The sequence below is a fragment of the Pseudomonas sp. R3-56 genome (assembly GCF_051132075.1).
Lineage (GTDB): Bacteria > Pseudomonadota > Gammaproteobacteria > Pseudomonadales > Pseudomonadaceae > Aquipseudomonas.
Genome location: NZ_CP071657.1, coordinates 1,193,655 through 1,217,497, shown reverse-complemented (window position 1 = coordinate 1,217,497; position 23,843 = coordinate 1,193,655). Strand labels below are relative to the sequence as shown.

The 23,843-nt window shown below is 54.5% G+C and carries 22 protein-coding genes; 8 read left to right on the top strand and 14 right to left on the bottom strand.

Annotated elements, in window-relative coordinates; translation table 11 throughout:
- The first annotated feature begins 246 nt into the window (after positions 1–246).
- Complete coding sequence (locus J3P96_RS05685) at positions 247–1,653, top strand: patatin-like phospholipase family protein (protein ID WP_434655933.1); 1,407 nt, start codon at positions 247–249, stop codon at positions 1,651–1,653.
- Between the two features lie 233 nt (positions 1,654–1,886).
- Complete coding sequence (locus J3P96_RS05680) at positions 1,887–2,570, top strand: hypothetical protein (RefSeq protein ID WP_434655931.1); 684 nt, start codon at positions 1,887–1,889, stop codon at positions 2,568–2,570.
- 57 nt (positions 2,571–2,627) lie between these two features.
- On the opposite strand, the gene J3P96_RS05675 is transcribed toward J3P96_RS05680, so the two are convergent.
- The 4 genes from J3P96_RS05675 to J3P96_RS05660 all read right to left on the bottom strand — a co-directional run bounded on the left by J3P96_RS05675 (position 2,628) and on the right by J3P96_RS05660 (position 5,850).
- Positions 2,628–3,266: a hypothetical protein gene (locus J3P96_RS05675; protein WP_434655930.1), complete on the bottom strand. Its 639-nt coding sequence runs from the start codon at positions 3,264–3,266 to the stop codon at positions 2,628–2,630.
- Between the two features lie 2 nt (positions 3,267–3,268).
- Positions 3,269–3,766, bottom strand: a complete 498-nt coding sequence (locus J3P96_RS05670; RefSeq protein WP_064364351.1) for a TIR domain-containing protein — start codon at positions 3,764–3,766, stop codon at positions 3,269–3,271.
- Between the two features lie 63 nt (positions 3,767–3,829).
- Entirely contained in the window at positions 3,830–4,729 is a 900-nt protein-coding gene (locus J3P96_RS05665) for a nucleoside triphosphate pyrophosphohydrolase family protein (protein ID WP_434655927.1), read from the bottom strand.
- 2 nt (positions 4,730–4,731) lie between these two features.
- Positions 4,732–5,850 carry a nucleotide kinase domain-containing protein gene (locus tag J3P96_RS05660; protein ID WP_434658096.1) on the bottom strand — a complete coding sequence of 373 codons (1,119 nt, stop codon included), beginning with the start codon at positions 5,848–5,850 and terminating at the stop codon, positions 4,732–4,734.
- A gap of 844 nt (positions 5,851–6,694) precedes the next feature.
- On the opposite strand from J3P96_RS05660, the gene J3P96_RS05655 reads away from it, so the two are divergent.
- From J3P96_RS05655 to J3P96_RS05635, 5 genes are all read left to right on the top strand, one after another.
- Positions 6,695–7,060 carry a TraK oriT-binding protein gene (locus J3P96_RS05655; protein WP_096114728.1) on the top strand — a complete coding sequence of 122 codons (366 nt, stop codon included), beginning with the start codon at positions 6,695–6,697 and terminating at the stop codon, positions 7,058–7,060.
- Between the two features lie 178 nt (positions 7,061–7,238).
- Positions 7,239–8,132: a P-type conjugative transfer protein TrbJ gene (gene trbJ, locus J3P96_RS05650; protein WP_434655926.1), complete on the top strand. Its 894-nt coding sequence runs from the start codon at positions 7,239–7,241 to the stop codon at positions 8,130–8,132.
- Positions 8,133–8,322: 190 nt separating this feature from the next.
- Complete coding sequence (trbL, locus tag J3P96_RS05645; RefSeq protein ID WP_434655924.1) at positions 8,323–9,933, top strand: P-type conjugative transfer protein TrbL; 1,611 nt, start codon at positions 8,323–8,325, stop codon at positions 9,931–9,933.
- A gap of 2 nt (positions 9,934–9,935) precedes the next feature.
- Positions 9,936–10,256: a hypothetical protein gene (locus J3P96_RS05640; RefSeq protein ID WP_434655922.1), complete on the top strand. Its 321-nt coding sequence runs from the start codon at positions 9,936–9,938 to the stop codon at positions 10,254–10,256.
- A gap of 719 nt (positions 10,257–10,975) precedes the next feature.
- Positions 10,976–11,434 (top strand): toll/interleukin-1 receptor domain-containing protein, encoded by a 459-nt coding sequence (locus J3P96_RS05635; RefSeq protein WP_252886767.1) that lies wholly within the window; start codon positions 10,976–10,978, stop codon positions 11,432–11,434.
- 342 nt (positions 11,435–11,776) lie between these two features.
- Here the strand turns inward: J3P96_RS05635 and J3P96_RS05630 are convergent, their stop codons facing one another.
- Together J3P96_RS05630 and J3P96_RS05625 are read right to left on the bottom strand one after the other, a co-directional pair.
- The gene (locus J3P96_RS05630) at positions 11,777–13,078 is read right to left on the bottom strand and encodes a replication protein (RefSeq protein WP_434655919.1); all 1,302 of its coding nucleotides are present in this window, start codon (positions 13,076–13,078) and stop codon (positions 11,777–11,779) included.
- A 72-nt stretch (positions 13,079–13,150) separates the two neighbouring features.
- Positions 13,151–13,372, bottom strand: a complete 222-nt coding sequence (locus J3P96_RS05625) for a helix-turn-helix transcriptional regulator (protein ID WP_058423359.1) — start codon at positions 13,370–13,372, stop codon at positions 13,151–13,153.
- 83 nt (positions 13,373–13,455) lie between these two features.
- Between J3P96_RS05625 and J3P96_RS05620 the strand changes: the two genes are divergently transcribed.
- Complete coding sequence (locus J3P96_RS05620) at positions 13,456–14,430, top strand: LuxR family transcriptional regulator (RefSeq protein ID WP_434655917.1); 975 nt, start codon at positions 13,456–13,458, stop codon at positions 14,428–14,430.
- A gap of 64 nt (positions 14,431–14,494) precedes the next feature.
- Here the strand turns inward: J3P96_RS05620 and J3P96_RS05615 are convergent, their stop codons facing one another.
- The 8 genes from J3P96_RS05615 to cyoB form a co-directional block, all read right to left on the bottom strand.
- Positions 14,495–15,703 carry a tyrosine-type recombinase/integrase gene (locus J3P96_RS05615; protein ID WP_283439492.1) on the bottom strand — a complete coding sequence of 403 codons (1,209 nt, stop codon included), beginning with the start codon at positions 15,701–15,703 and terminating at the stop codon, positions 14,495–14,497.
- 308 nt (positions 15,704–16,011) lie between these two features.
- A complete protein-coding gene (guaA, locus tag J3P96_RS05610) occupies positions 16,012–17,589 on the bottom strand; it encodes a glutamine-hydrolyzing GMP synthase (RefSeq protein WP_434655915.1) in 1,578 nt (525 codons plus the stop codon).
- A 79-nt stretch (positions 17,590–17,668) separates the two neighbouring features.
- Positions 17,669–19,138 carry an IMP dehydrogenase gene (gene guaB, locus J3P96_RS05605; RefSeq protein WP_434655912.1) on the bottom strand — a complete coding sequence of 490 codons (1,470 nt, stop codon included), beginning with the start codon at positions 19,136–19,138 and terminating at the stop codon, positions 17,669–17,671.
- 264 nt (positions 19,139–19,402) lie between these two features.
- Positions 19,403–19,951 carry a sugar ABC transporter ATPase gene (locus tag J3P96_RS05600; protein WP_305499014.1) on the bottom strand — a complete coding sequence of 183 codons (549 nt, stop codon included), beginning with the start codon at positions 19,949–19,951 and terminating at the stop codon, positions 19,403–19,405.
- Positions 19,952–20,020: 69 nt separating this feature from the next.
- Complete coding sequence (locus tag J3P96_RS05595; RefSeq protein WP_434655909.1) at positions 20,021–20,788, bottom strand: sulfite exporter TauE/SafE family protein; 768 nt, start codon at positions 20,786–20,788, stop codon at positions 20,021–20,023.
- Between the two features lie 130 nt (positions 20,789–20,918).
- Positions 20,919–21,248, bottom strand: a complete 330-nt coding sequence (gene cyoD, locus J3P96_RS05590; RefSeq protein WP_434655907.1) for a cytochrome o ubiquinol oxidase subunit IV — start codon at positions 21,246–21,248, stop codon at positions 20,919–20,921.
- Entirely contained in the window at positions 21,249–21,863 is a 615-nt protein-coding gene (cyoC, locus tag J3P96_RS05585; protein ID WP_434571996.1) for a cytochrome o ubiquinol oxidase subunit III, read from the bottom strand.
- A 3-nt stretch (positions 21,864–21,866) separates the two neighbouring features.
- Complete coding sequence (gene cyoB, locus J3P96_RS05580; protein WP_434571994.1) at positions 21,867–23,840, bottom strand: cytochrome o ubiquinol oxidase subunit I; 1,974 nt, start codon at positions 23,838–23,840, stop codon at positions 21,867–21,869.
- Positions 23,841–23,843 lie beyond the last annotated feature (3 nt).

The window sequence follows — 23,843 nt, the reverse complement described above, 5'->3', positions numbered from 1 at the left end:
TTTACAGACCGGCGAGTAAGCTCAGCGCTAGAGGCCAAAAGCCATCCAAAAAGATAAGCGGCAAAGGACGAATGATTAAGGATGACCAGTGTACCGTCACCGTTGACCCCAGACCAGTTGGCCGCGCACTCCCTGCTATCCGAACTCCGGACCCGCATTGCCGTGCAGCCGCTACCATACCAATATGGGATTGAAACACGAGCATTGGAGAGCCTGTGGGAAATCTTTGGCCTGGCCAGAAATGTTATGAAAGCATTCCCTGGGTGCAAAGATTTTTCACAAATCACCACGGACATGCTGAACACTGAACTTCGCCCGGTGACGGCGAAGTGGCATAGGGCGCATCAAGCCGGAGTATTAGACTCAAAAGACGGTGCCAATGAATTTCGCATAGATCTTAATACACTAAGAGTGAAACTGATTGATTTCTGCGAACAGTTACAACTGATGGCCTATGGTGGAATTTGCAAGGATAAGATTACCCCTCCCGTAGTAAATTTTGACGACTTGGAAAAATGCTTCATCCCGATAGAATTCGGCATTCCGAATGATACACTTGGAAAGGTTCACAATTTCTGCGATATAAACACATCAGAAGCTGCTGAAATTCAAGCGCGCCGAGAACATTACAGCATAAATAAAACTGAAAAGAATGACGCAGTTGGCTTATCGCTATCCGGAGGGGGTATCCGATCAGCGACATTTTGTCTCGGCGTCGTTCAAGTACTATCTGAAAAAAAACTAATGAAAGACTTCGACTATCTTTCAACCGTATCCGGAGGCGGATACATAGGAAGCTTTATCACATCAACGCTTAGTCAAAAAGAAAGCTACGAGGCAATAAGCAAGCCATACGGTCCAGACACAGACCCAATCCGCCACATCAGACAAAACGCAAAATATTTAAGCGCTGCAAATTTAAAGCAACGATGGATGATGGTAACGGGGGCCCTAGCAGGACTTATACTAAACCTATCCGCACCGATAGGTATAATTGCAGCTATAGCTTTAATTAGCAATTATGCTTCTATGTTAAACATCCCAAATTTTTGGCTTTGGATTGCTGGGGTTTCCGGCGGTGCTAGTATAATAGGAATAATCTCCTATGGCATAGGCTTGCGTTTCGGATGGGGTGCCAAAGCCGGAAGCAGTATAGTTGCTGTAGGCGCAGGCGCCATAATAATCGCATTATTAGCGTTTATAGTAAGTAAGGGATATGATTCACTGGGGAAGATAACCTCCGATAATTGGCAGACTGCAACTTACTTAGCCACGCTAGCGTTTGCAACCCCATTGATAGCGAAATTTATACCAATATTTAATAGCCTCCGCTCTAAAAACATACTTCTAAGATATTCCTTAATTTTAGCTGCCGTTATCGTCCCCCTAGCCTCACTTGCACTACTGTACAGTTTCAGAGCAGTGGGAAGCCTCTCCCAAATTTCGACAATCTCCTGGCTTAGCGGGCAAGTGCTGCTTATATTAATTATTGCAACCTGCTCCATCATTGCACTATGCCTGAACGTAAACCTGACCGGCCTACACAAACTTTATAGAGACCAGCTCGCAAAGACATTTGTGGAAAATGATAAAAAATCTGACGATCTGCCCTTGGAATTTGTCAACACAGTCATAGAGCACCATATCATTTAATCAACACGACTGTAAACTTACCCTCCAGCAAAAATCGCACTCTTAGAGATCGACGTGGAGATTTCTTCATTTTTTCAAAACATTGGTGCGGTTCAGCAGCGACCGGCTATTCCTCTACAAGCCAATGGAAAAGTAACGGTGCCGCAGTTGATCTAGCGACTGCAATGGCTATTTCCGGGGCAGCAGTTTCGCCCCAGATGGGTCCTAACTCTGTATCTAGTGTGTCGGCACTGATGACATTATTGAACATAAGGCTGGGCTATTGGCTAAATAATCCTAAAATCGCAAGCAAGAAATCTCCCGGCTTCTTATGTCTTCTCCGTGAAATGACCGGCATCGGCATGAATGAAAATAATCCTTGGCTGAACCTCTCAGATGGCGGACACATTGAGAACATGGGCCTCTATGAGCTTCTCCGCCGCCGTTGTAAATTTATCGTGTGCGTGGACGGTGAGGCCGATCCGCGCTCAACATTTGAGGGACAAATGACATTAGTTAGGCACGCTCAGATTGATTTTGGTGTACGACTTGAACCGAGGCTTGATGACATCCGGCTTGATCCAAAATCAACCCTTAGTAGAACTCACTCTCATCTTCTAAGAGTTCACTACCCTGACGCAGGGCCAGGGAAGCCGGAAGCTATTGGTCTGATGCTATACCTAAAACTATCCTTGACTGGAGACGAAACAGAACTGCTTAAGCGTTATCGCTCCATAAGCCCCGACTTCCCGCACGAATCTACTTTAGATCAATTTTACACTGAAGAGCAATTTGAAGCCTATAGACAGCTTGGGGTACACGTAGCGGAAGGAGTTTTCTCCAAAGCATTGTTGGACGAAAACACGACCCCTGCCGATGTCAAAGAGTGGTTCAAACAACTAGCTAAAAACATGCTCGAATCCGCTGATAATATTTAATCCAAAATAATGCCCGAGCATTTCGGGCATTCTGTAAAAAATCATCCTCAAAAAAACTTAAACCGTCACCTTATTGTTTTCCGCCGAATAACGGGACTTCGCCAAGTCGAAGTCATAAGGATCCCCATATAACCGATTGGCTTCATATTCACGCTCTAGATAATCAATTAGAGGCTGCGCCTGATGAAGCGGAAATTTACGATGATCTCTTCCATTGGCGTACCCCAGATCCTTAAGTATTTTTTCTGGAATTACAACCGCAGCTGCGCCAAAGTAAAAAAAATAATCCGAAACTAAAACAACGTCAGTCTGCGTATCATTTTTTATATTATGTGGATTAGGCGAGCCGTCTGGAAAGCTGTGATGCGAGTTAAGCTGCTGCCAGTCACCATCCTTTTTCCAATAGATGTTGTCCCCCACAATCATTTTCTTACTGCCATTCCTCAACGGTTTTTTATCTTTATATAAAGGATTGCTCCAATAACCATCAAAAGTTTCCGAATGAGAGACCTTCATTGCAAAAATACACTTACCAGTAGCCCTTAGTCTCCCTCCCCCCATCCCGACGATCCAGTCACCCACCTTGGCCACTCTTCGAGTACGAGGCTTACAGGTAGCTAACGTACAAAGACCATGAAACGGATTCGGAGCAAAACCAAAATCGCGATCCACTACATACATATATACTTTCGTCATCGCTAGCACTCTGAATTTGCTGCTCCATTAACAGTATCACGCACAGTTCCATCTGGATTTTGGAAAGCATTCTCCCCGGCATCAATAGCGCTCATAATACTATCTGAGTTCCAGCCAACTATTGCGGACGCATACTTCTCTAAACTTGCGGGTATATCCGACTCTTTGCCTCCCTGCTCGTAAACCCCCACAATCCGTTTACCCTGAGCGTGCGCTTGATCAATTTCCCAATTCACCCAAGGGCGCTGGTGTGTCTGCTGGCCTATCAAAACAACAACTGTGGATGCCCAGGAGACTTTCATTCGAAGCAGCCGCTTTATTGTCGATTCCTTTACCATTCCTTTATCAAGTCTTTCTTGGTTAGCAGGTTTGGCACGAATTGAGCTATTACGAATATCCCAACCCTTCGACCCAAGCAACTTGGCAAATTTGTCAACTAGCGCGTCGTCACGGTGGTGGTGACTTATAAACAAATGCCTACGACTTCCAGATTTGCTCATTACCGTACCCCTCAAGGTTATCCATAACTTAATAAACGAGGAATTAATAAAACAAGAACCGCTTTAAACCATGCTAGACTTTACACCTTCAGCATAAGTTATAGACCTAGAATCCTGATCGATGAGTAATCGAGCACCATTAGACTTCAAAACTTTACGCCAAACTTCAAACCCTAGAAGAATCGCCCTCTGCCACTCTCCCGGCGAGCGCGCCTTCACTTCCAAAAGAGAAGTAACGCCTTTGATAGTACGTAGGAGCTTATAGTCAAGCGCCGTTACCCCCTCAAGCCAATTGTGCTCTTTCGCATAATCGAACACGAGAGCAACAACAGCTTCATCTATAACCTGTGCGCGCCCTCCGTCTTGCACTTCATCAATATCAGGTGCACTTTTTCTCTTACGCCTCATAAGACTACGGATCACGGGCGACCACCCCAGAACTGCGATATAGGCAAGGTGAAATACATCATGAAATCGATAGCCATCAGGATCATCTGCATTGTCAGTTAGATAATCCCCAATCTGCACATCGTTCATTAGCATTCTTATCTTAACTTTACCCTCAACGGTGACCTCATCCAACTTAATCTCAAATTTTCTAGGCAATTTTTCTTGTTCTGGAAAGCTTTCATCAAATACCGTCGCACTGGTGTCGCCGTGTCCCCAACGCCCATTAGCCTTGTCCAGGTTTTTCTGCGCCACATCTTCAAGACTGAGCCCGGACTTTTCGGCCACGTTCGCGATATACCAAAGCAAATCGCCCAACTCCTCACAGATCTTTTCTTTAAACAGCAAATGCGAATCGCCGTCTCGCAGACGCTTTTTATATTCGCTGAGAAGCTCTCCCGTTTCGCCGGCTAAACCAAGCAACGGAACCATCAAGTCAATCCCCGCTGCTCCTGCACTCTTTGAAGGAACACGATCAGTTAATTGAGCAAGCTGCTGATAATAGTTAAAGTCCATTTTTAACACTCCAAGTTCAACGCTGCCTGGGTGGTAGCGCGAAAAGATGATCGGGCCTCCGAAAACTCAAGCGATCTAAAATCTGCCGCAACGCGGTCATTGATCCCCCATTTAGGTGGATACCACGGCATGTCCAACGAGCCAGTTGGAGCAAACTTCTGTTTAATACGAGTACGCCCTGAGATACCTAAAACCTCTGGATGAGCAACACGGGCGTACTTATCAACTTCGCAAAAAACGTTCTGACAATCTATCAGCTGAAGTGGTCTCCCCCACAATGAGTCAAACTCAATACCCAAGCGTTCAAATTCACACTCCTGATTTTCAGCCATCATCCGTATTAGTTGAGCTTCATCGACCCCGGCTGTAGTTTTGAAGCATTTTTTTAAACCATCTAGAGCGCCAGGCCCAGGCATTACGAATTCCATTTCTGAAAAACATGTGACTTCAGAATAATTTATATCAGTCACAAACTGATATGCTAAAAAATTGCCGATAGTTGGGTAGCTCCGGATGATTTCAAATGCTTTCTGCATACTGCCCAAGCCATGCAAAATTCTCGGAAGCTTTTCATCCATCATTCGTTCAAGCAGCTTGAGATGATTTTGATGCTTCGATGGATATCCAAATGCGGAACTCCCCGGAGGCATGATGTATGCGGCCGAGTAAATCCGCCCCCCTGCATGCATAGCTCGGCTTAGGATTCTATCGTATGTATCAAAACTATAACTTCGATACGTAATAGCTCCAATCTCTCTTTCCAAAAGCTCCCATGTTTCGATCTTATTGAAAAATTTGAACAGCAGAATCCTGAAAACCACCTCTTCCGGAGAGTCGCAAAGATCGGCGCGATAAATTACATTTCTTATTAAATATTGGCTAACTCGATCTGAGGCGCGGTACGCGTTTGTGAACTTATGAGCCAAAATAACAGGATCAAAAGTCCAAGGCCCAGAAGATCCAATCAACCTCTTCCTAAAAACTTTTTGGCGCTCAGCAGCAAACCTCCAATAGCTTTCATATACTGGAGTCACCTCAAGTTTTTTAGACACCTCAGATGTGCTACTTTGAACATTTGAGCGCAACTCAAAATACTTACCGTCGGACTCAATTACAACCATCACGCGCCATCTCCATTGTGGTGGACTCGCCGTGGCGAATCGAGGCATCACCTACCAATATACTCTTCCCTGCATACAAGCGTGCGACGTAATCTGCAACACTTCCAGCCGAACCTTCCCATCATGTGCACCCTGTAAAAACAGCACGTAACTGCCTCAGCGCCGATTCACATCGGTTCCAGTACACCATCGCGTTCGTTGCTGCATGGATACCATGCTTGCAGCTCTCCAAACTCCACCATCACTAGCTCTACGTCAACCGCATTTGCGCCTTGGCTTCGCTTCTCTAAAAGCCGAAGCTTCAGCGGTCCAGTGCCCTGTCGGAGGTCGACAGTCACCTTGGCCAGATCAGCCCCTGCGGTATGGTCAACCACCGACCGGATGGGCGAGCTTAAACCGAGAGACGCAGGTAGCCCGAACAGGGCATACCAGCCTTGTTTGCCTTATCTGTGATCGCAGCCCTTTCCTCAGCATTTGCCGAACCTCAATTGACTTACCACCTCGGCAAGCCGGTGCCTTTTCTTTGGTGTCGGCTGTCATGGTGCTTCTGTTGTTGCCGTTGCGGTTTTTCCCTTAGACGCGGCAGCGGCTGCTGGCCTCGCAGAGCAAGATCCGTCGAGCCGCAGGCGAGTAAGGGTAGGTGGTGGAGGCCCTAGCTGCGGAGCAGCGTAGGCCTACAACACACATCTTGCCGTCCGATTCGACGCTAACGCATGCGTATCTCCGCGAACGGATCATATCTAGCATTCTTACGCATATCTGCGCATCTATACGCTGGATTACGCATGACAAGTAACTAATGTTTTGCGCATACTTGCGCAACCATGCTTAAGGGGAGTTAGCGATGATGAAGACACCAAAAGAAGGGCTTACTGGCGCGGGGCGGGTGGCTTTTTTAGCGCGCCTCGATGAATTTCGGGGTCTCATTCAAGCCGGTTGGCCGGTGACGGTCGTTTATGAGAACCACGGCGGAGATAACACGGGGCTGAGCTACAGCCAGTTCGCTCGGTACGTAGGAAAGTACATCCGCAAGCCGACCAAACGTGGCGCCCAGCAGCCCACAATTCCCGACGAAATAACAATTCCGGTAGCGCCGGTGCCAGAACAAATGCAGTCCGGCACCCCAACGGTACCAGCCCCTATGTCGAAGCCCCGACCTGGGTTCCGGCATGACCCAAGCAGCGGCAACAACCGTGATGATCTTATATAGCCTTCTAAGGGTTTAGCCTTTTCGGCTGCAAATCTTTCAAGCGGCCCGAAGCACGTACTGCAAGTAGAAGCCCAATATTCGGTACATTCCGAAAAGGGCGGATTGAACAAATAATCGCCACGAATTGATCTTCCCCATGTCAACCTAATTAGCCAATCATTCCATCGATGCAACCGGCATGTCCGGGCACGATCAGGCACTGATCAAAGTGACTGACAGAGGCCGGGAAATGCACCAAAAAATCATAACGTTCATTATCGGCAAAACGCCGCTGGCAACAATTCCCCTGCGCAAAACGACCGTTTCTCCTGCTTGGAAATTCCGTCGTCAGGCGGCCTATGGAGCCAAAATTGCCGTAGCCGCCTTTTTCGGATTGGCCATGTACATCGTTCCACCGCCGGCTTACGCCATCTATTGCTCGAACTGCTCGACGTTCTATCAGCAGATGTTCGAGTACGTCGAGGCCGTCGATACCGCCTTGAACACCGCCGAGACATTACAGACCCAGCTTCAGCAGTATCAGAATATGGTCACTCAAGGCACCGGCTTGCCCAGCTCAATGTTCGGCAGCATCGCGGCCGATCTCAAAAACGTGGCCAACATCTACAACCGCTCGCAGTCCCTAGGCCGACAGATCCAGAACATGGACTCGCAGTTCAACACAGCTTTTCCTGGCTTTCAGTTCTACCTAAATCAAGCTGCAAACTCGGCGGAAGTACCGGCGCGTGAGCGCTATCAGAAGTGGTCAGAGCAAAACCGCGACAGCGTAAAAGCGGCCCTTGAAGCGGCCGACCTCAACACCAGCACTTTCGAGTCTGAGGATACCCAGCTCGATCACATGGTGGCTCGCTCACAGTCGGCCGTGGGCCGGATGCAAGCCATTCAGGCAGGCAACGAGATAGCCTCGCAGAACGTTCAGCAGTTGCAAAAACTGCGCGATCTACTGGCCACGCAAATAAACATGCAAGGCAACTATATGGCTCAGCAGGGCGACCGGAAGGCTGCTAGCGAAGCTGCCGAGCAAAAGTTTGAGGCCCGTAAAAATAACTGGGGGCCTTCCGAGGATTTCTAAACATGTTTATATCTAAAACTCTGATCGCTGGGTTATGCATCGTCTCTGCTCTTGGTGGCTCTGCTCTATCTGGGTTCATTGTTTCTATCCGCACCGATTGCGTGGCTGTTGAGCGGTCGATGCAATCAGATACGGATAAGAACTTTGAAGCACGGAAAAACAACTGGGGCCCGTCTGAGGATTTTTAACTATGCAACGCTCAGCATTTCTACTACTCGTTAGTGCAATACTCTTGCTTTCGGCCGGTAGCGCGATGGCAGCAGGAGATGTAACTCAAAGCAATGAAATGAACGGGCTTTTGCGGATGCTCTATCAAGCCGCAAGTGAATGGTCACCACGGCTTCAGGGTTATGCACTCCACTTACTAGCATCTCTCGCTCTTATCCAATTGGTTTGGACGTTCATGCCTTTAGTGATGAAACAAGCGGACTTAGGCGAAGTTATCGGTGAACTGATCCGCTTCTTCATGGTCATTGGCTTTTTCTACGCAGTCATTGAGCATTCCGTTCCATGGGCGACAGCCGTAGTGGACAGTTTCCGAGAAGCTGCGGGTACAGCTAGCGGATTGGGCCGTGCGCTTCAGCCTGGTGATATGTTCGCGGTGGCCGTCAACTTCTCACGCACCATCGTGGAGGGAATTTCACTTTTTTCTCCGGGTAAAGCAGTCCTTATCGCGCTTGTTGGCTGCTTGGTTTTACTGTGCTTCGCCTTTATCGCGGCGTTCATGTTTGTGACGCTTGTAGAGTCATACGTCATCATCAATGCCTCCGTGCTGTTCTTCGGTTTCGGTGGTTCGCAATGGACTCGCGATTTTGCAATTGCACCACTCCGCTTCGTTGTTGCAGTAGGTGCCAAGCTGTTCGTCTTAACATTGATCGTAGGAATTATTGTCACGTCGGCTAAGTCCTGGTTAGCGGCTTATACCAATGACGAAGCGTCTCTGATGACCTTGGCGGGTTTGGCTCTGGTATGCGCCTATCTGACCAAGACTATTCCCGAACTGATTGGCGGGATGATCAGCGGCACGTCGATGGGCGGAGGTTCGGCCATCGGCGGAATGGCTGCGGCTGGCGCAGCCGGTGCTGCTGCCGCAGTCGCCACCATCGCCACGGCCGGTGCCGCAGCGCCCGCCGCCGCTGGTGCGCTTGGCGCTGCCGGTGGTGGTGCAAGTGCCGCAGAGGCGGCTGGTAGTGGAGGATTGGCTGGCGCCATCAACTCCAGCTTTGCAGGTGCGGCAAACTCCGGCACCGGTGCAGCATCGTCAATGGACAACGCCGCATCCTCTGGAGTGGGTGCCAGCACTGGTGGCGGCGCAGCCCTCAAGGGCTCTACATCAGCAGGATCGAGCGTAGGGGGCAGAACCGCTAATGCGAGGCCTAGTCCTGCCCAGCAACATAACAGCGGCGTACAGCAGGCAGCCAAGCAGGCTGGAAAGGCAATGCAAGACAACGACGACAAAGACAAACAGCAAGAGACACCAGAAAGGGGTACTGAAGGACCGGGAAATGTCCTTTCTCAAGCGGCGAATGGAGGTGCGAAGGTGCTCGGGGTGATGGCTTCAATGGCTGTACCGGGCATGGAGAATGCGCACGGCCTATCCCTTGGTGCTGGCTCAACCCCACCTTCAAATAGCGAGGCCAGTTCGGCCGCTCCAAACAGCGGCGGAGAGTTAGCCGCTAACTCCGAGCAGGGGGATTCCAACGTGATCCGTCCAGCCTCAGACGCAAGCCCTACTAATGGTCGCCTAGCCTCGCTGAGTGTGCCGGGTACGGCCTCCAACAACGAAAAAACGGAGAAATAATCATGATCGGCTTTCTGATGTTCGCTGGATTCGTAGTCTTCGCCTTTACGTTCGCCATCGGCATGTGGGCACTCGGCCGGTGGCTGCGTAGCAAGGGGTACGGACCGCAGCTAGATAAGTTGGATCGTCAGTACACGGCGTTGCAGCTTCGCGTTAGCCCGCTCGCCCTGTCAGCTTCATATCGCATGTTTGTCGGGGCAGAGGCTCTGAATCGCCTACCTTTGCTGGGCAACAAAAATGACGCCATCTTGAACCAGCAAGTTTTGATGGCCATCCGAACTGCACAGGAAGCACAGAAGCGAGAGAACACTGACAATCTCTAATCACTGGCCTGCGTCACAGACGCCCCGTCCAAGTGCTTGGATTTGGTTGCTCGCCCTAGATCTATCAGGCCTCTGTAGGGCGGTGTGGGACTATTTCGATTCCCTGATGCCCATCAAATAAGCTCCTTAAGATCGAGCGGTTTGGGCCGATCCAGCGGCGCTTCTGCAAATACGTTAGACGAATCTGTACATAGCTCTACGCTCTTTGGCAAGGGCAAGACCTGACCTCGCCAGCGCATTTTTATACCGCTATCGGCGTCCAGGATCAGTCCGAATGACCGGTGTGAGACAGGCAGCGGACCTTGACATGATTCGAGCTTGCGTAGGCACAGTGATATCAGTGATCCTTCAGCAGATGCACTTGGAAGAGCCTTTTCTTCCTGGGGCGCCTAACCGTAGGGATTGTCCTGCCAATGCCATCGTCCTCGCCATTGCGTGAGGTTGGCCAGCGTACAAGGCGCAAACTCTGCGCTCTGGGAGATAGAACTGATATGGCGACATGCACAGCACCTAGAAACGGCCACCGCTCCGCGAGCGCGGCAGCTAATTGTCCCGCATGCAGAAATCGCTACAGTAGCTATGGGGCGCGCTCGCAACCCTACCCATCCTCAACATCATCCTCGTCGCGGGGTGGCGGTGGCGGTGGACGGACGTCGCGCGTACTGTCTAGTGCGGTGCCGGAAATATATCGGCGTCCACTATCAGAAGTACCAAGCCTCGTGCGTAGCGACGTTCCAACGCCGGCACAATCTGACGGGCAAACCTATGACGTATTCGTATCTCATGCGTCTGAGGACAAAGACGATTTTGTCAGGCCCCTTGCCAATGCCTTGGTTGCTGCTGGCCTCAAGGTGTGGTTCGACGAGATGACCCTACGCATAGGGGATAGCCTAAGACAGAAGATTGATAAAGGCCTCGCCAATAGCCGCGTAGGGCTTGTCGTTCTCTCCCCCGCCTTCATCAAGAAGGGATGGACCAACTACGAGCTTGACGGAATTGTCACCCGCTCTGTTTCAGGTGAACAGGTTCTTCTGCCGATTTGGCACAACATTACGAAGCAGCAGGTGATGGATTTCAGCTCCTCGATCGCTGATAAGGTAGCCCGTAGCACCGCGGTACATACCATTGATGAGATTGCTTCTGAGATCGCAGATTTGCTGAAATCTAGTGATGCGTAGGATCGCTATCGTCGCCGCTACTAGCAGCTATCGGATTGGGCGTCCTGATCGGTAGAAGAAACGTATACAGACGGAGAAGTGGAGCACGATCTTCCGTCTGGTTGTACCCGACAAAACCTGGAGAGCCTCTCCGTTAGTAGTAATACGCACGTACTTTGAACACCTTTCAGTCCCCCTATTGCCACACCTGAATATCCTCTGGGTCAATGCCAATGGGCAGCCCTCAACAGCACGGAGGCTTCGCCATTAGTAATACGCACGGACTTGTGCCAGCTACAAGTGCCCCCCTCAACAAACCTAAACCCGTTCTGGGGTAGCTTGGGCTGGCCCAGATCAACAGCCTCAAGACTTCGTTCTGGGTAATACGCATGGACTTGTCTCAGGCTCTACCACTACTGGTTTACCTGCTCGATACCAACTCCGGCGACTCATCCCAAGTGTCTCCCAAGGTCTTTGTCGGCTCAGGGAGGTAGATTCATAGGTCTGACGGTCTACGGCCCCGGCTGCGCGTCTGCGGCCTTCCTCGCGCCTCCTGTGACGCTCTGCGGCTTCGGCATGGCTAACGATAGTCTTTAGCTGCCGCTGCTCGTCTGCAGTGATTCTGAACAGGTTTATCAGGGTGTCGTTCTTGGGCGTGTAGAGCGGTGCGTATTCCTTCCCTCCGAAGCAGACCCGCTCCCCCGATTCGTAGGCTTTGGCCTTGCTGAATAGGGTCATCAGTTCTTGAGAGCGGCTATTCCACTGCGGATCTAGCTCGCGGGCCAGTGCCGAGGCTTCGTGATACATCTGCTTGCTGTTGGTCGCGCCCGACAGTAGCAGGAAGTTCAAACGCCAAAATAGGTGCTGCATCCGGCTGCCTTCGTTGACGCCGCCGCGCAGCTCGGCGAGCTTGCGGAGGTCTTCGAGGCGATCCCAGGCAAGCTGGCGGCCCGAGAATCCGCGGAGATGGTCAGCTTTACCGCCGGGCACCAAAAGGAAGGGCTTAAGCTTGCGTTTGACCCGCTCGGCCTGTTCCTGCCGCTGCTGCTCTATTGTCCAGCGGGCAGTTGGTAGCAGGGCCTCGGCCAGATACTCGAAGTTGTATCGGACAGGCTGGCCATCGGTGTCGTTGGTGACGTGAACAACGCGACAGACTTCGCCGCTCTTGCTGTTGACTGTCTGGATGGTTCGCAGAACGCGGCTTGCGTCTTTGGCCATCGGATCGGCACCGACGTGTGCGAGGCGATCTACTAGGTAGCGTTGGCACGCATTCCAGCGGGGCAATGCCTGACGCGGGATAGTACCGTCGAGTAGCCATTTCGCTTGGATACCCCGGCCGCTGTAGATCAGTACGGACGGTGCCGGCAATCCTTCTTCGGCGCAGAAATACAGCACCGACATCGCCAGTTGGTCAGGCGTGCGACCGGCGAGAGCCGGTATGCGGTAGGTGTCAAGATCGGTGAACAACAGCCCCAAACGGGCAAGGTTCACGACCCGTCGGTTGGGCCGGATGAACTCTGCCTGTGACATCCATGTGTCGCGGGTTTTATCCACCAAATTGAGAACGGCGGGCATGTCCGCTAACCGGTGGGAGGACTGGCGTTTTTCGCCACGTACGTCAACCAGCAGCGAGAAGAAACCGCTCCTGCTGCTGTCGTGGTACATCCGCGCCTCGCCGTGAGAACTGAACAGCGCAAGCTGCGATATGGGCCCTACGTCGGGCCCGATCCGCACTATTCAGGCTCCAACTCCGGGTCTGGGAGCCGGGCCTGAACCCTTGCAAGCATCAATCCATTCTTCGACCTCAGCCAAATCCCAGACCACCTTACGACTGCTGATCGCAATGCGGCGAGGAAATCGACCTTTGCTTTCAAAGTTGTAAATCGTGCGCTCACACAGCGGGATCATCGCTAGAAGCGTCTTCTTGTCGATGAGCGTTCTGTTCGTCGATACGTGCATACCTTAGCCTCTATCAGTCACAGCAAATGTGTGCCTGATCGTGCCCCTATGTGCCGCTTGCTTCGACGGAATGATTGGCTAAAATGGTTGACATGAAAAATTGCTCAGCCATCGCCATTTGGAAGGGATGCGACCCAACCGTCGCAGATGCCATCAGACGATTTCGAGATTGCTGGGAGCCGTACTCCGCAGCATCGAAGCGTTACCCTATCGCTCGCCTTGTAGAAGAACTCATCGACCCCGTTGTTGCTACGTATACGGCAACACTCCCGTCGCGCTATCTAGGGCACGTACCAGGAGCCGGTACCGGCGTAGCATTCAGTGAGATCATGCGATTGGTTGGTGCTGAAGCAATGGTTCGCGTACAGCGCCGATTGCTAAGAGCTTTTGTCTTAACAGAAGACCAGCAGTCCAAGAGAGATCAGCGATTTATCGCCACACTCGAAACGCTGATAGAGCTGGTATGGGCATGCAAGCGCAAGCAACCAGCGAAAAGAAATGTTCGTGGTTTGAATGGTCAACGCTTAAAAGTTTTTTGTAGATTTTGCGGCAAGCTTGCGGAGCTGGCCTCATTCGCCGAATCCGGCAATGACAATGACCAACGCGGCATGGATGAAAAACTGCGGCTCAGCAACCTGTACTGCGCGACTCATCGTCCTAAGTTGCCGGATGGCGAGTGGAATCCCGAGTACAGGAAAGCGAAACGGTCTGTAGCGCAATTCGACCTCGAGTTAATCAGGCTCAGCCGACAATGCGCCTCGCGAGTTACTCTGCAAGCGGAATCAGGGGACGAGCTGGTGGACGGCTACATACACAACTACATGCTTGGCCAAACGTTAACGCTAGCAGACGAAGCAGAGCTAAGGAACCTAGCGAGGCTGATGGTGGACTCGAGGCTGTCGGACAGAAAAAAACAAATACTGATGCTCCAACGGTTTGACTTAAATCAATCAGCGATTGCGCGGAGACTGGGTATCGAACGCCAAGCGGTTTCCAAAGCTGTCGCGTCAATTCCAGAGATATTTCGCCTGAGTCGGCCACAACGATCCGATAAGTAGATTGTTTAGTGTCAACCAAAATAAACAACCAATAGAAATTCACCAGTCGAATCGGACTTTTAGATCAAACCTTCACTCGTGGTTTCTTTAGCGTCCATTCATCAATCATATCCGCCCAGTCCTGCAACATCGCCCGACGCTGATCACGGTATTCAGCCTTGTTGTAAACGGCCCGTACGCCCTTCTGCTCGTGTGCAAGGCACTTCTCAATCCAGTCTGAGTTGTAACCCGCCTCATGCAGCAGCGTGCTCGCTGTGCGCCTCAAATCATGCGGTCCGAACTTACTCAGTGGCTGCCCCTCTTTTTGCGCAAGCCGATAAGTCAGCGTCAGCACCTGATTGATCGTCGCGGTGCTCATTGGCAAATCGGAATCGTAGCGAGAGGGAAAGACGTAGTCTGAACCGCCGGCAAACGTCTTCAGAGCAATGAAAAAATCCAGCGCCTGCTGAGATAAGAACACCAAATGGGGATTGCGCCGCTTCATCCGCTCTTTCGGAATGGTCCACAGGGCTTCGCTGAAATTGATTTCGTTCCAAGTAGCGTTGGTCAATTCACTTTTGCGAACCATGGTCAGCAACAGCAGCTTAGCGGCGACTCTCACGGATGAGGCAGTACCGATGCGGTCCAGGTACTGATACATCAACGCGATTTCGTCAGGCCCTAAAGCGCGGTCACGTGGCTCGAATTTAGCGATGCTTGCAGGACGTACCAAATCAGCCGGGTTCTCGACCTTCTGACCACGCTCAATCGCCCATCGAAACACCTGCATCACAATCTCGCGGGAGTGAACGGCCGTGGCGGGAGCTCCACGCTCCACAATTGCATCAGTCAGCGTTCGCAGATCCTCATGATTAATTTCCACCAGTTTCTGATTACCGAAGTGCGGCTTTAGCTCGCGCTCGTAAACCGATCGGCGCATGTCACGCGTCGAGTCAGCCATCTGATACCCACGCAGCCATTTCTCAGCCCACGCATCAAACGTCTCTGCCCCTTTAGTGCGTGCCTTGGCACGGGCTTTCTCTTTGGCAGGTGACTTACCCGCCGAAACCATCTTTTTAGCCTCGCCCAGGCGCTCTCTGGCTTCCGCAAGTGTGATGCCACCCACGCCATAACGACCGAACGTGATGGTCTCCTGACGGCCATTGATTGAGTAGTTGTAACGAAATGAGATGGAACCGGCAGCAGTGACGGCCACGTACAGCCCGTCGCGGTCGTTCACCTTGTAGAGTTTTTCTTGCGGTTTGAGGTTACGCAGCTTGGTATCGGTCAGCATGGCAGTTACGGATTCCATGGAAAAAATACCATGCTCAGAAAAGCACTCATGCACCACGATAAAACCCAATGAAACCGGGCTGATGATGAGATTTGATACCATGCCCTTCCCTACTAGGTCGACATGGTATCGAGCACCGAACATGGCATTTAGCTCAGTCAATGCCCCGTACCATGCCATACAAACACGGTGCTTGGCGATGCACAAAGCTGCCAGAATTTGCCAGACCCAAAAAGCTAAAAGCCCGCAATTACGCGGGCTCCAGGGCATTTCTTGCTAGTTGGTGCCGGACAATGCCGGACGTCCAATCATTCCCACTCGATCGTCGCCGGCGGCTTGCTCGACACGTCATAAGTCACGCGGGAGATGCCTTCGATTTCGTTGATGATCCGCCCGGACACGGTTTCCAGCAGTTCGTACGGCAGGTGTGCCCAGCGAGCGGTCATGAAGTCGATGGTTTCCACGGCACGCAGGGCCACCACCCAGGCGTAGCGACGGCCATCGCCGACCACGCCGACCGATTTCACCGGCTGGAATACCACGAATGCCTGGCTGACCTTGTGGTACCAGTCGGCCTTGCGCAGTTCTTCGATGAAGATGTGGTCGGCGCGACGCAGCAGGTCGGCGTATTCCTTCTTCACTTCACCGAGGATCCGCACGCCCAGTCCCGGGCCGGGGAATGGGTGGCGGTAGACCATGTCGTAGGGCAGGCCCAACTCCAGGCCGAGGCGACGTACTTCGTCCTTGAACAGTTCGCGCAGCGGCTCGACCAGTTTCAGGTTCATCTCTTCCGGCAGGCCACCGACGTTGTGGTGGGACTTGATCACGTGGGCCTTGCCGCTCTTGGCGCCGGCCGACTCGATCACGTCGGGGTAGATGGTGCCCTGGGCCAGGTACTTGATGTTGTCCAGCTTGCAGGATTCGGCATCGAACACGTCGATGAAGGTGCGACCGATGATCTTGCGCTTCTTCTCCGGGTCGGACTCGCCGGCCAGGTTGTTCAGGAACTGCTCTTCAGCGTTGGCGCGGATCACCTTGACGCCCATGTTCTCGGCGAACATGGCCATCACTTGCTCGCCTTCGTGCAGGCGCAGCAGACCGTTGTCGACAAAGACGCAGGTCAGCTGGTCGCCAATGGCCTTGTGCAGCAGCGCGGCAACCACCGAGGAATCGACACCGCCGGACAGGCCGAGCAATACGTTGTCGGTGCCGACCTGGGCGCGAACCTGGGCGATGGCATCTTCAGCAATCTTGGAAGGCGTCCACAGGGCTTCGCATTCGCAGATGTCGAGGATGAAGCGCGACAGGATACGGCCGCCCTGCTTGGTGTGGGTCACTTCCGGGTGGAACTGTACACCGTAGTAGCGGCGATCGTCGTTGAACATGCCGGCGATCGGGCAGCTCGGGGTGCTCGCGAGGATGTGGAAGTCTTCCGGCATCTTCGTGACCTTGTCACCGTGGCTCATCCACACGTCGAGGCCGAACAGGCCGTCGGCGTCGATGTGGTCTTCGATGCCGTCCAGCAGGCGGCTCTTGCCGACCACGTCGACACGGGCATAACCGAACTCACGCAGGTCGGAACCTTCGACCTTGCCGCCCAATTGCTCAGCCATGGTCTGCATGCCGTAGCAGATGCCGAACACCGGTACGCCGAGGTCGAACACCGCTCGCGGGCAGCGCGGGCTGTCGGCTTCGTGCACGGACTCGGGGCCGCCGGCGAGGATGACGCCTTTGGGAGCGAACTCGCGAATCGCTTCTTCATCCATGTCGAACGGATGCAGCTCGCAGTACACGCCGATCTCACGCACGCGGCGGGCGATCAGCTGGGTGTACTGGGAACCGAAGTCGAGGATCAGGATGCGGTGAGCGTGAATGTCGAGGGCCATGACTCATTCTCATGTAGTGAATCAGAAACAACTCGGGGCTGAATGAACAGCCCCGGTGATTAACGTTTTGCTGGAAGCCTTAACCTACACGGTAGTTCGGCGCTTCCTTGGTGATCTGTACGTCGTGGACATGGGACTCGGCCATGCCGGCGCCGGTGATGCGCACGAATTCCGGCTTGGTGCGCATCTCTTCGATGTCCGCGCTGCCGGTGTAGCCCATGGAAGAACGCAGGCCGCCCATCAGTTGATGGATGATCGCGCTCAGGGTGCCCTTGTACGGCACGCGACCTTCGATGCCTTCCGGCACCAGCTTCTCGGCACCCGCGGAGGAGTCCTGGAAGTAACGGTCGGAAGAGCCCTGGGCCTGGGACATGGCGCCCAGCGAACCCATGCCGCGATAGGCCTTGTAGCTACGGCCCTGGAACAGTTCGATCTCGCCCGGCGCCTCTTCGGTACCGGCGAACATCGAACCCATCATCACGCAGTAGGCACCGGCGACGATGGCCTTGGACAGGTCACCGGAGAAGCGGATACCGCCGTCGGCGATCAGCGGCACGCCAGTGCCTTCAAGGGCGGCGGCGACGTTGGCGATGGCGCTGATCTGCGGCACGCCGACACCGGCAACGATGCGGGTGGTGCAGATCGAGCCAGGGCCGATACCGACCTTGACCGCGTCGGCGCCAGCTTCGGTCAGCGCCTTGGCGGCTTCGCCGGTGGCGATGTTGCCGCCGATCACCTGTACGTCAGGGAAGTTCTGCTTGACCCAGCGAACGCGGTCGATCACGCCTTTGGAATGACCGTGGGCAGTGTCGACCACCACCACGTCAACGCCGGCATTGACCAGGGCGGCGACGCGATCGCCGGTGTCCTTGCCGGTGCCGACCGCCGCGCCAACGCGCAGACGACCCTGGTCGTCCTTGCTTGCCAGCGGATAGGCCTTGGCTTTTTCGATGTCGTTGACGGTCATCATGCCCTTGAGGGCGAACTTGTCGTCGACGATCAGCACGCGCTCGATGCGGTGCTTGTGCAGCAATTCGCGGACTTCGTCCTTGCTGGTGCCTTCCTTGACCGTGACCAGACGCTCTTTCGGCGTCATCACCTGGCGAACGCTGGCGTCCAGGCGATTCTCGAAACGCACGTCACGGGAGGTGACGATGCCGACCAGGTCGCCATCGTGCAGCACCGGGACGCCGGAGATGTTGTGCATGCGGGTCAGTTCGAACAGATCCCGGACCGTGGCGTCAGCCTCGATGGTGATCGGATCCTTGACTACGCCAGCCTCGAACCGTTTGACCTTGCGCACTTCGGCGGCCTGCTGTTCGATGGTCATGTTCTTGTGGATGATACCGATACCGCCTTCCTGGGCCATGGCAATGGCCAGACGGGCTTCGGTCACGGTGTCCATGGCGGCGGAAACCAGCGGGATATTCAGTTCGATGCCACGGGTGAGACGGGTTTTGAGACTGACTTCGTTAGGCAGTACCTCGGAATAACCGGGCACTAGGAGAATGTCGTCGAAGGTCAGAGCTTCTTGGCTGATACGCAGCATCGCGGGGGCTCCCGAGCGGGAAAATGGAAGCGCGCCATTATACTCATGGACCCCGTCTGGCTCAATGTAAAACTCTGTCTATTATTGGCGGGGTGATTGAGGGGCTGAAACCACTGCGTTTCTGATCCACACATTGAACCCTGTGGCGAGGGAGCTTGCTCCCGCTCGGTTGCGCAGCAACCGCCAAAAAGCCGGGCCCGCTGCGCAGCCCAGCGGGAGCAAGCTCCCTCGCCACAAGGGCTGCGCAGAAAGGGAGTGTCCTCGCTACAACTCCACCCTCACCCAACTCACCGGCTGGTCCAGCCAATCGGCGAACTCATCGATGAACTCCTGCCTGAACCCCGCCTCCAGCCAGTTGTTGAAGATGAAACCCAGGTTTGAGAAGGCGCAGGGTTGCAGGAACAGGAACCCGTTGATGTCATCTTCATGCCCGCATTCAGGGCAGGTGAAGTTGTCGGTGCGACCCGGCATCCACTCCTCCAGGCTTTCGAACAGCGCTTCGCCAATTTCCTTGCGGCACTCGGCGCAGCCGGCTTCTTCAAGAAAGCCTTTGGCCGGCGTGTAGATGCAGCGCTTGGTGATGATCTCCAGGCCGTTGACCGGTTCGCCGAACGGCAACGCGTCGGGATGCAGGACCACCTGGCGGGCGCCGGGGGCGATGGCGTGGGCCATGCGATTGCCAGTGCGACCGCAAGTGGTCAATTGCTCTTCGACGATGTTCTTGCGCACCAGCCAGCGCACGATCGCCCGAGCCCGGGGCTCGTGAACCGGCAAGGTGGAAATTTTCGGGACGATGATGCTTTGCGAATTCATGGCGAGGCCTGGCTGTTTCCCTGGCGGGTCTTATAAAAGGCCGGCAGCTTAATCCCTGGCCCGGCCAGGTCAAGCACTCAGATAGCGCCCGATCAATGCCAGGCCGCTGGCGAGCACCAGCCAGGTGACCAGTCGTACAAACGCCTCTCGCGACATCTTCATGGTCAAGCGGCGCCCAACCCACAGCCCTAGCGCCATGGCCGGCAACAAACACAGCGCCAGTACCAGCAAGGGTAGCTCGGCATACACCCCGGCGACGATGAACAGACTCAAGCGCACCACCGTGCTGCAACTGATCAGCGCACTCTGGGTCGCCCGGGCCGCCTCCTTGGATAACCGGCTATTCAAATAAATGGCATATAAAAAGCCGCCGCTACCAAACAGCGCGCCGAACATTCCGCCGACCGTGCCCATCGGCAGCGCCCACAGCACCGACAGCTGCGTCGGCCGGGTCTTTATCCACAGGCTGTAGATCGCATAGGCGCTGATGAACAGGCCCATCAACATCAGCAGCAGGTCGGATTTGAGGTTGAGCAGGAAAATCACCCCGAGGGTGCAACCCACCGCCATGCATGGCAACAATCGCAGCAACTCGGGCCGGGCGACGTCCCGACGCGATGGCAACAAGTTGCCGAATGCCGCGACAAAATCCAGCAGCACCAGCAGCGGGATGATTTTCGCCAGTGGCATGTACAGCAGCAGGATCGGCGCGGCCACCAGTGCCGTGCCGAACCCGGCGATGCCGAACACGATGTAGGCCAGGGTAATGGCCAGCCCGATCACCAGCCATTGCGTGGGGGCGAACGCCCACTCACCCAACCACGAGAAAAGATCCATCCGGCACGTCCTTGTTGAGAGCACCGGCGACTTTAGCCAGATTTATTGCGGCATATCCACTATTACCGTGGTGCGCCATCGCGAACACAGGGCTTGCCGCAGGCGCCCGCGTGCCAGATGCCCCCTGCGCTCAATGCGCCAACATGTTGTGATGCACGCTGTACATGATCCACAGCGACAGCCCCACCAACAGCCCAATCACCACGGTCGAGAACACCAGGGCCGTCAGGTTCCAGCGTTGTTGCGGTGAGAAGTTCAGGTGCAGGAAATAGATCAGGTGCACAACGATCTGGATCACCGCAAAGATCGCCACGATCCCGGCCGTAATGGGCTTGGGCAATGTGGGATACATCACCAGGGCGAACGGGATAACGGTGAGGATGACCGACAGAACGAACCCGGTGAGGTAGGATTTTGCGCTGCCGTGGCTGGCATCGACGCTGCTCTGATGACTGCTCATTTACATCACTCCAAACAGATAGACCACGGTAAACACACAGATCCAGACCACGTCGAGGAAGTGCCAGAACAGGCTCAGGCAGCCCAGGCGGGTGGCGTTGACGGTGGTCAGGCCGTTGCGTTGCACCTGGAACATCAGCACGGCCATCCACAGCAGCCCCGTGGCGACGTGCAGGCCGTGAGTGCCCACCAGCGTGAAGAAGCCGGTGAGAAAGGCGCTGCGGTTGGGGCCGTAGCCTTCGGCGATGAGTTTCTGGAACTCATGGATTTCCATGCCGATGAACGCCAACCCCAGGACGAAGGTCAGGCCGAGCCAGGCCAATACCTTCTGCTTGTTCCCGGCGCTCAGCGCGAGCATGGCGAAGCCGTAGGTGATGCTGCTGAACAGCAGGATGAAAGTTTCCGTGAGGACGTAGGGCAATTCGAAGATGTCGGCGGCGCCGGGGCCACCGGCGACGCTCTGGCCGAGCACCGCATAGGTCGCGAATAACGTCGCGAACAGAATGCAGTCGGTCATCAGGTAGATCCAGAACCCGAACAGGGTCATGGAGCTTGCGTCCGAATGCCCGTGTTCGGATTCCGGCGCGGTGGCGTGTGGCTGAACGAGATTGGACATGGATCAAGCCTCCGCCAGTGCCTTGATACGTTGGTTTTCGATGCGTGCTACCTCTTCGGCAGGCACGTAGTAATCGATGTCGTCATCGGCGCTGCGCCAGATCACCCCACCGATGGTCGCAACCAGCCCGACGATGGCCAGCCACCAGATATGCCAGACCAGGGCGAAGCACATGATCAGGCTGAACAGGCTGATGACCAGGCCCATCGCGGTGTTGCGCGGCATGTGGATGGCTTGGAAGTCGGCTTCGACGGCGGTCTTCTGGCCGCGTTCCTTCATGCCCCAGTAGGCGTCGATGCCCTCCACCACCGGTTGTTGGGCGAAGTTGTAGAACGGCGGCGGCGAGGCGGTGGACCATTCCAGGGTGCGACCGTCCCACGGATCGCCTGTCAGGTCACGGTTCTGGTGACGCTGGCGAATGCTGAAATAGAACTGCAGGATCTGGCAGACCACGCCGCAGAGGATGATGCCGACGCCGAGCAACTCCAGCTCCAGCCAGGGCCGCCATTCGGGTACGTCGAAATGGTTGAGGCGCCGGGTCATGCCCATGAAGCCAAGGAAGTAGGACGGCATGAAGGCGAAGTAGAAGCCGACAATCCAGCACCAGAACGCCGCCCGGCCCAGGCGATCGTGAAGCTTGAAGCCGAACGCCTTGGGGAACCAGTAAGTCAGTCCACACAGGTAGCCGAACACGGCGCCGCCGATGATCACGTTATGAAAGTGCGCGATCAGAAACAGGCTGTTGTGCAGCAGGAAATCCGCCCCGGGCACCGCCAGCAGCACCCCGGTCATGCCGCCGATGCTGAAAGTGACGATGAAGCCGACGGTCCACAGCATCGGCGTTTCGAAGCGCACGCGCCCCCGATACATAGTGAACAGCCAGGTGAATATCTTCACCCCGGTGGGCACGGCGATGATCATGGTCATGATGCCGAAGAACGCGTTGACGCTCGCCCCCGAACCCATGGTGAAGAAGTGGTGCACCCAGACGATGAACGACAGGATGGTGATGACAATCGTCGCCCACACCAGCGAGTGATAACCGAACAGGCGCTTGCGGCTGAAGGTGGAGGCCACCTCGGAGAAAATACCGAACGCCGGCAGGATCAGGATGTACACCTCCGGGTGGCCCCAGGCCCAGATGAGGTTGACGTACATCATCGGGTTGCCGCCCAGCTCGTTGGTGAAAAAGTGCATGTCCAGATAGCGGTCGAGGCTGAGCATGAACAGCGTCGCGGTGAGGATCGGGAATGACGCCAGGATCAGCACAGCCGTGCACAGTACCGTCCAGGTAAACACCGGCATGCGGAAAAGGGTCATGCCCGGCGTACGCATTTTCAGGATGGTGACGAAGAAATTTACCCCGGTGAGCAACGTCCCGACGCCGGATATCTGCAATGACCATATGTAGTAGTCCACCCCGACCCCGGGGCTATAGGACAAGCCGGATAACGGCGGATAGGCGACCCAACCGGTGCGCGCAAACTCGCCGACCGCCAGGGAAACATTCACCAGCATCGCGCCGGCCACGAACAGCCAGAAACTCAACGCGTTGAGGAACGGGAACGCCACGTCCCGGGCGCCAATCTGCAACGGCACGACGATGTTCATCAAGCCCACCACCAGCGGCATCGCCATGAAAAAAATCATGATCACGCCGTGGGCAGTGAATATCTGGTCGTAGTGTTCCGGCGGCAGGTAACCTGGCGAACCGTCGGACGCCATGGCCTGTTGCGTGCGCATCATGATCGCGTCGGAGAAACCGCGCAGCAGCATCACCAGCGCCACGACGATGTACATCACGCCAATCCGCTTGTGGTCCACCGAGGTAAACCACTCTTTCCACAGATAGGTCCATTTGCGGTAGTAGGTGATGGCGCCCATGCCGGCCAAGGCGACCAGCCCCACCACCGCCAGCGTCCACATGATGATCGGCTCATCCGTCGGGATCGCCTCAAGCGTCAGTTTTCCAAACATGTC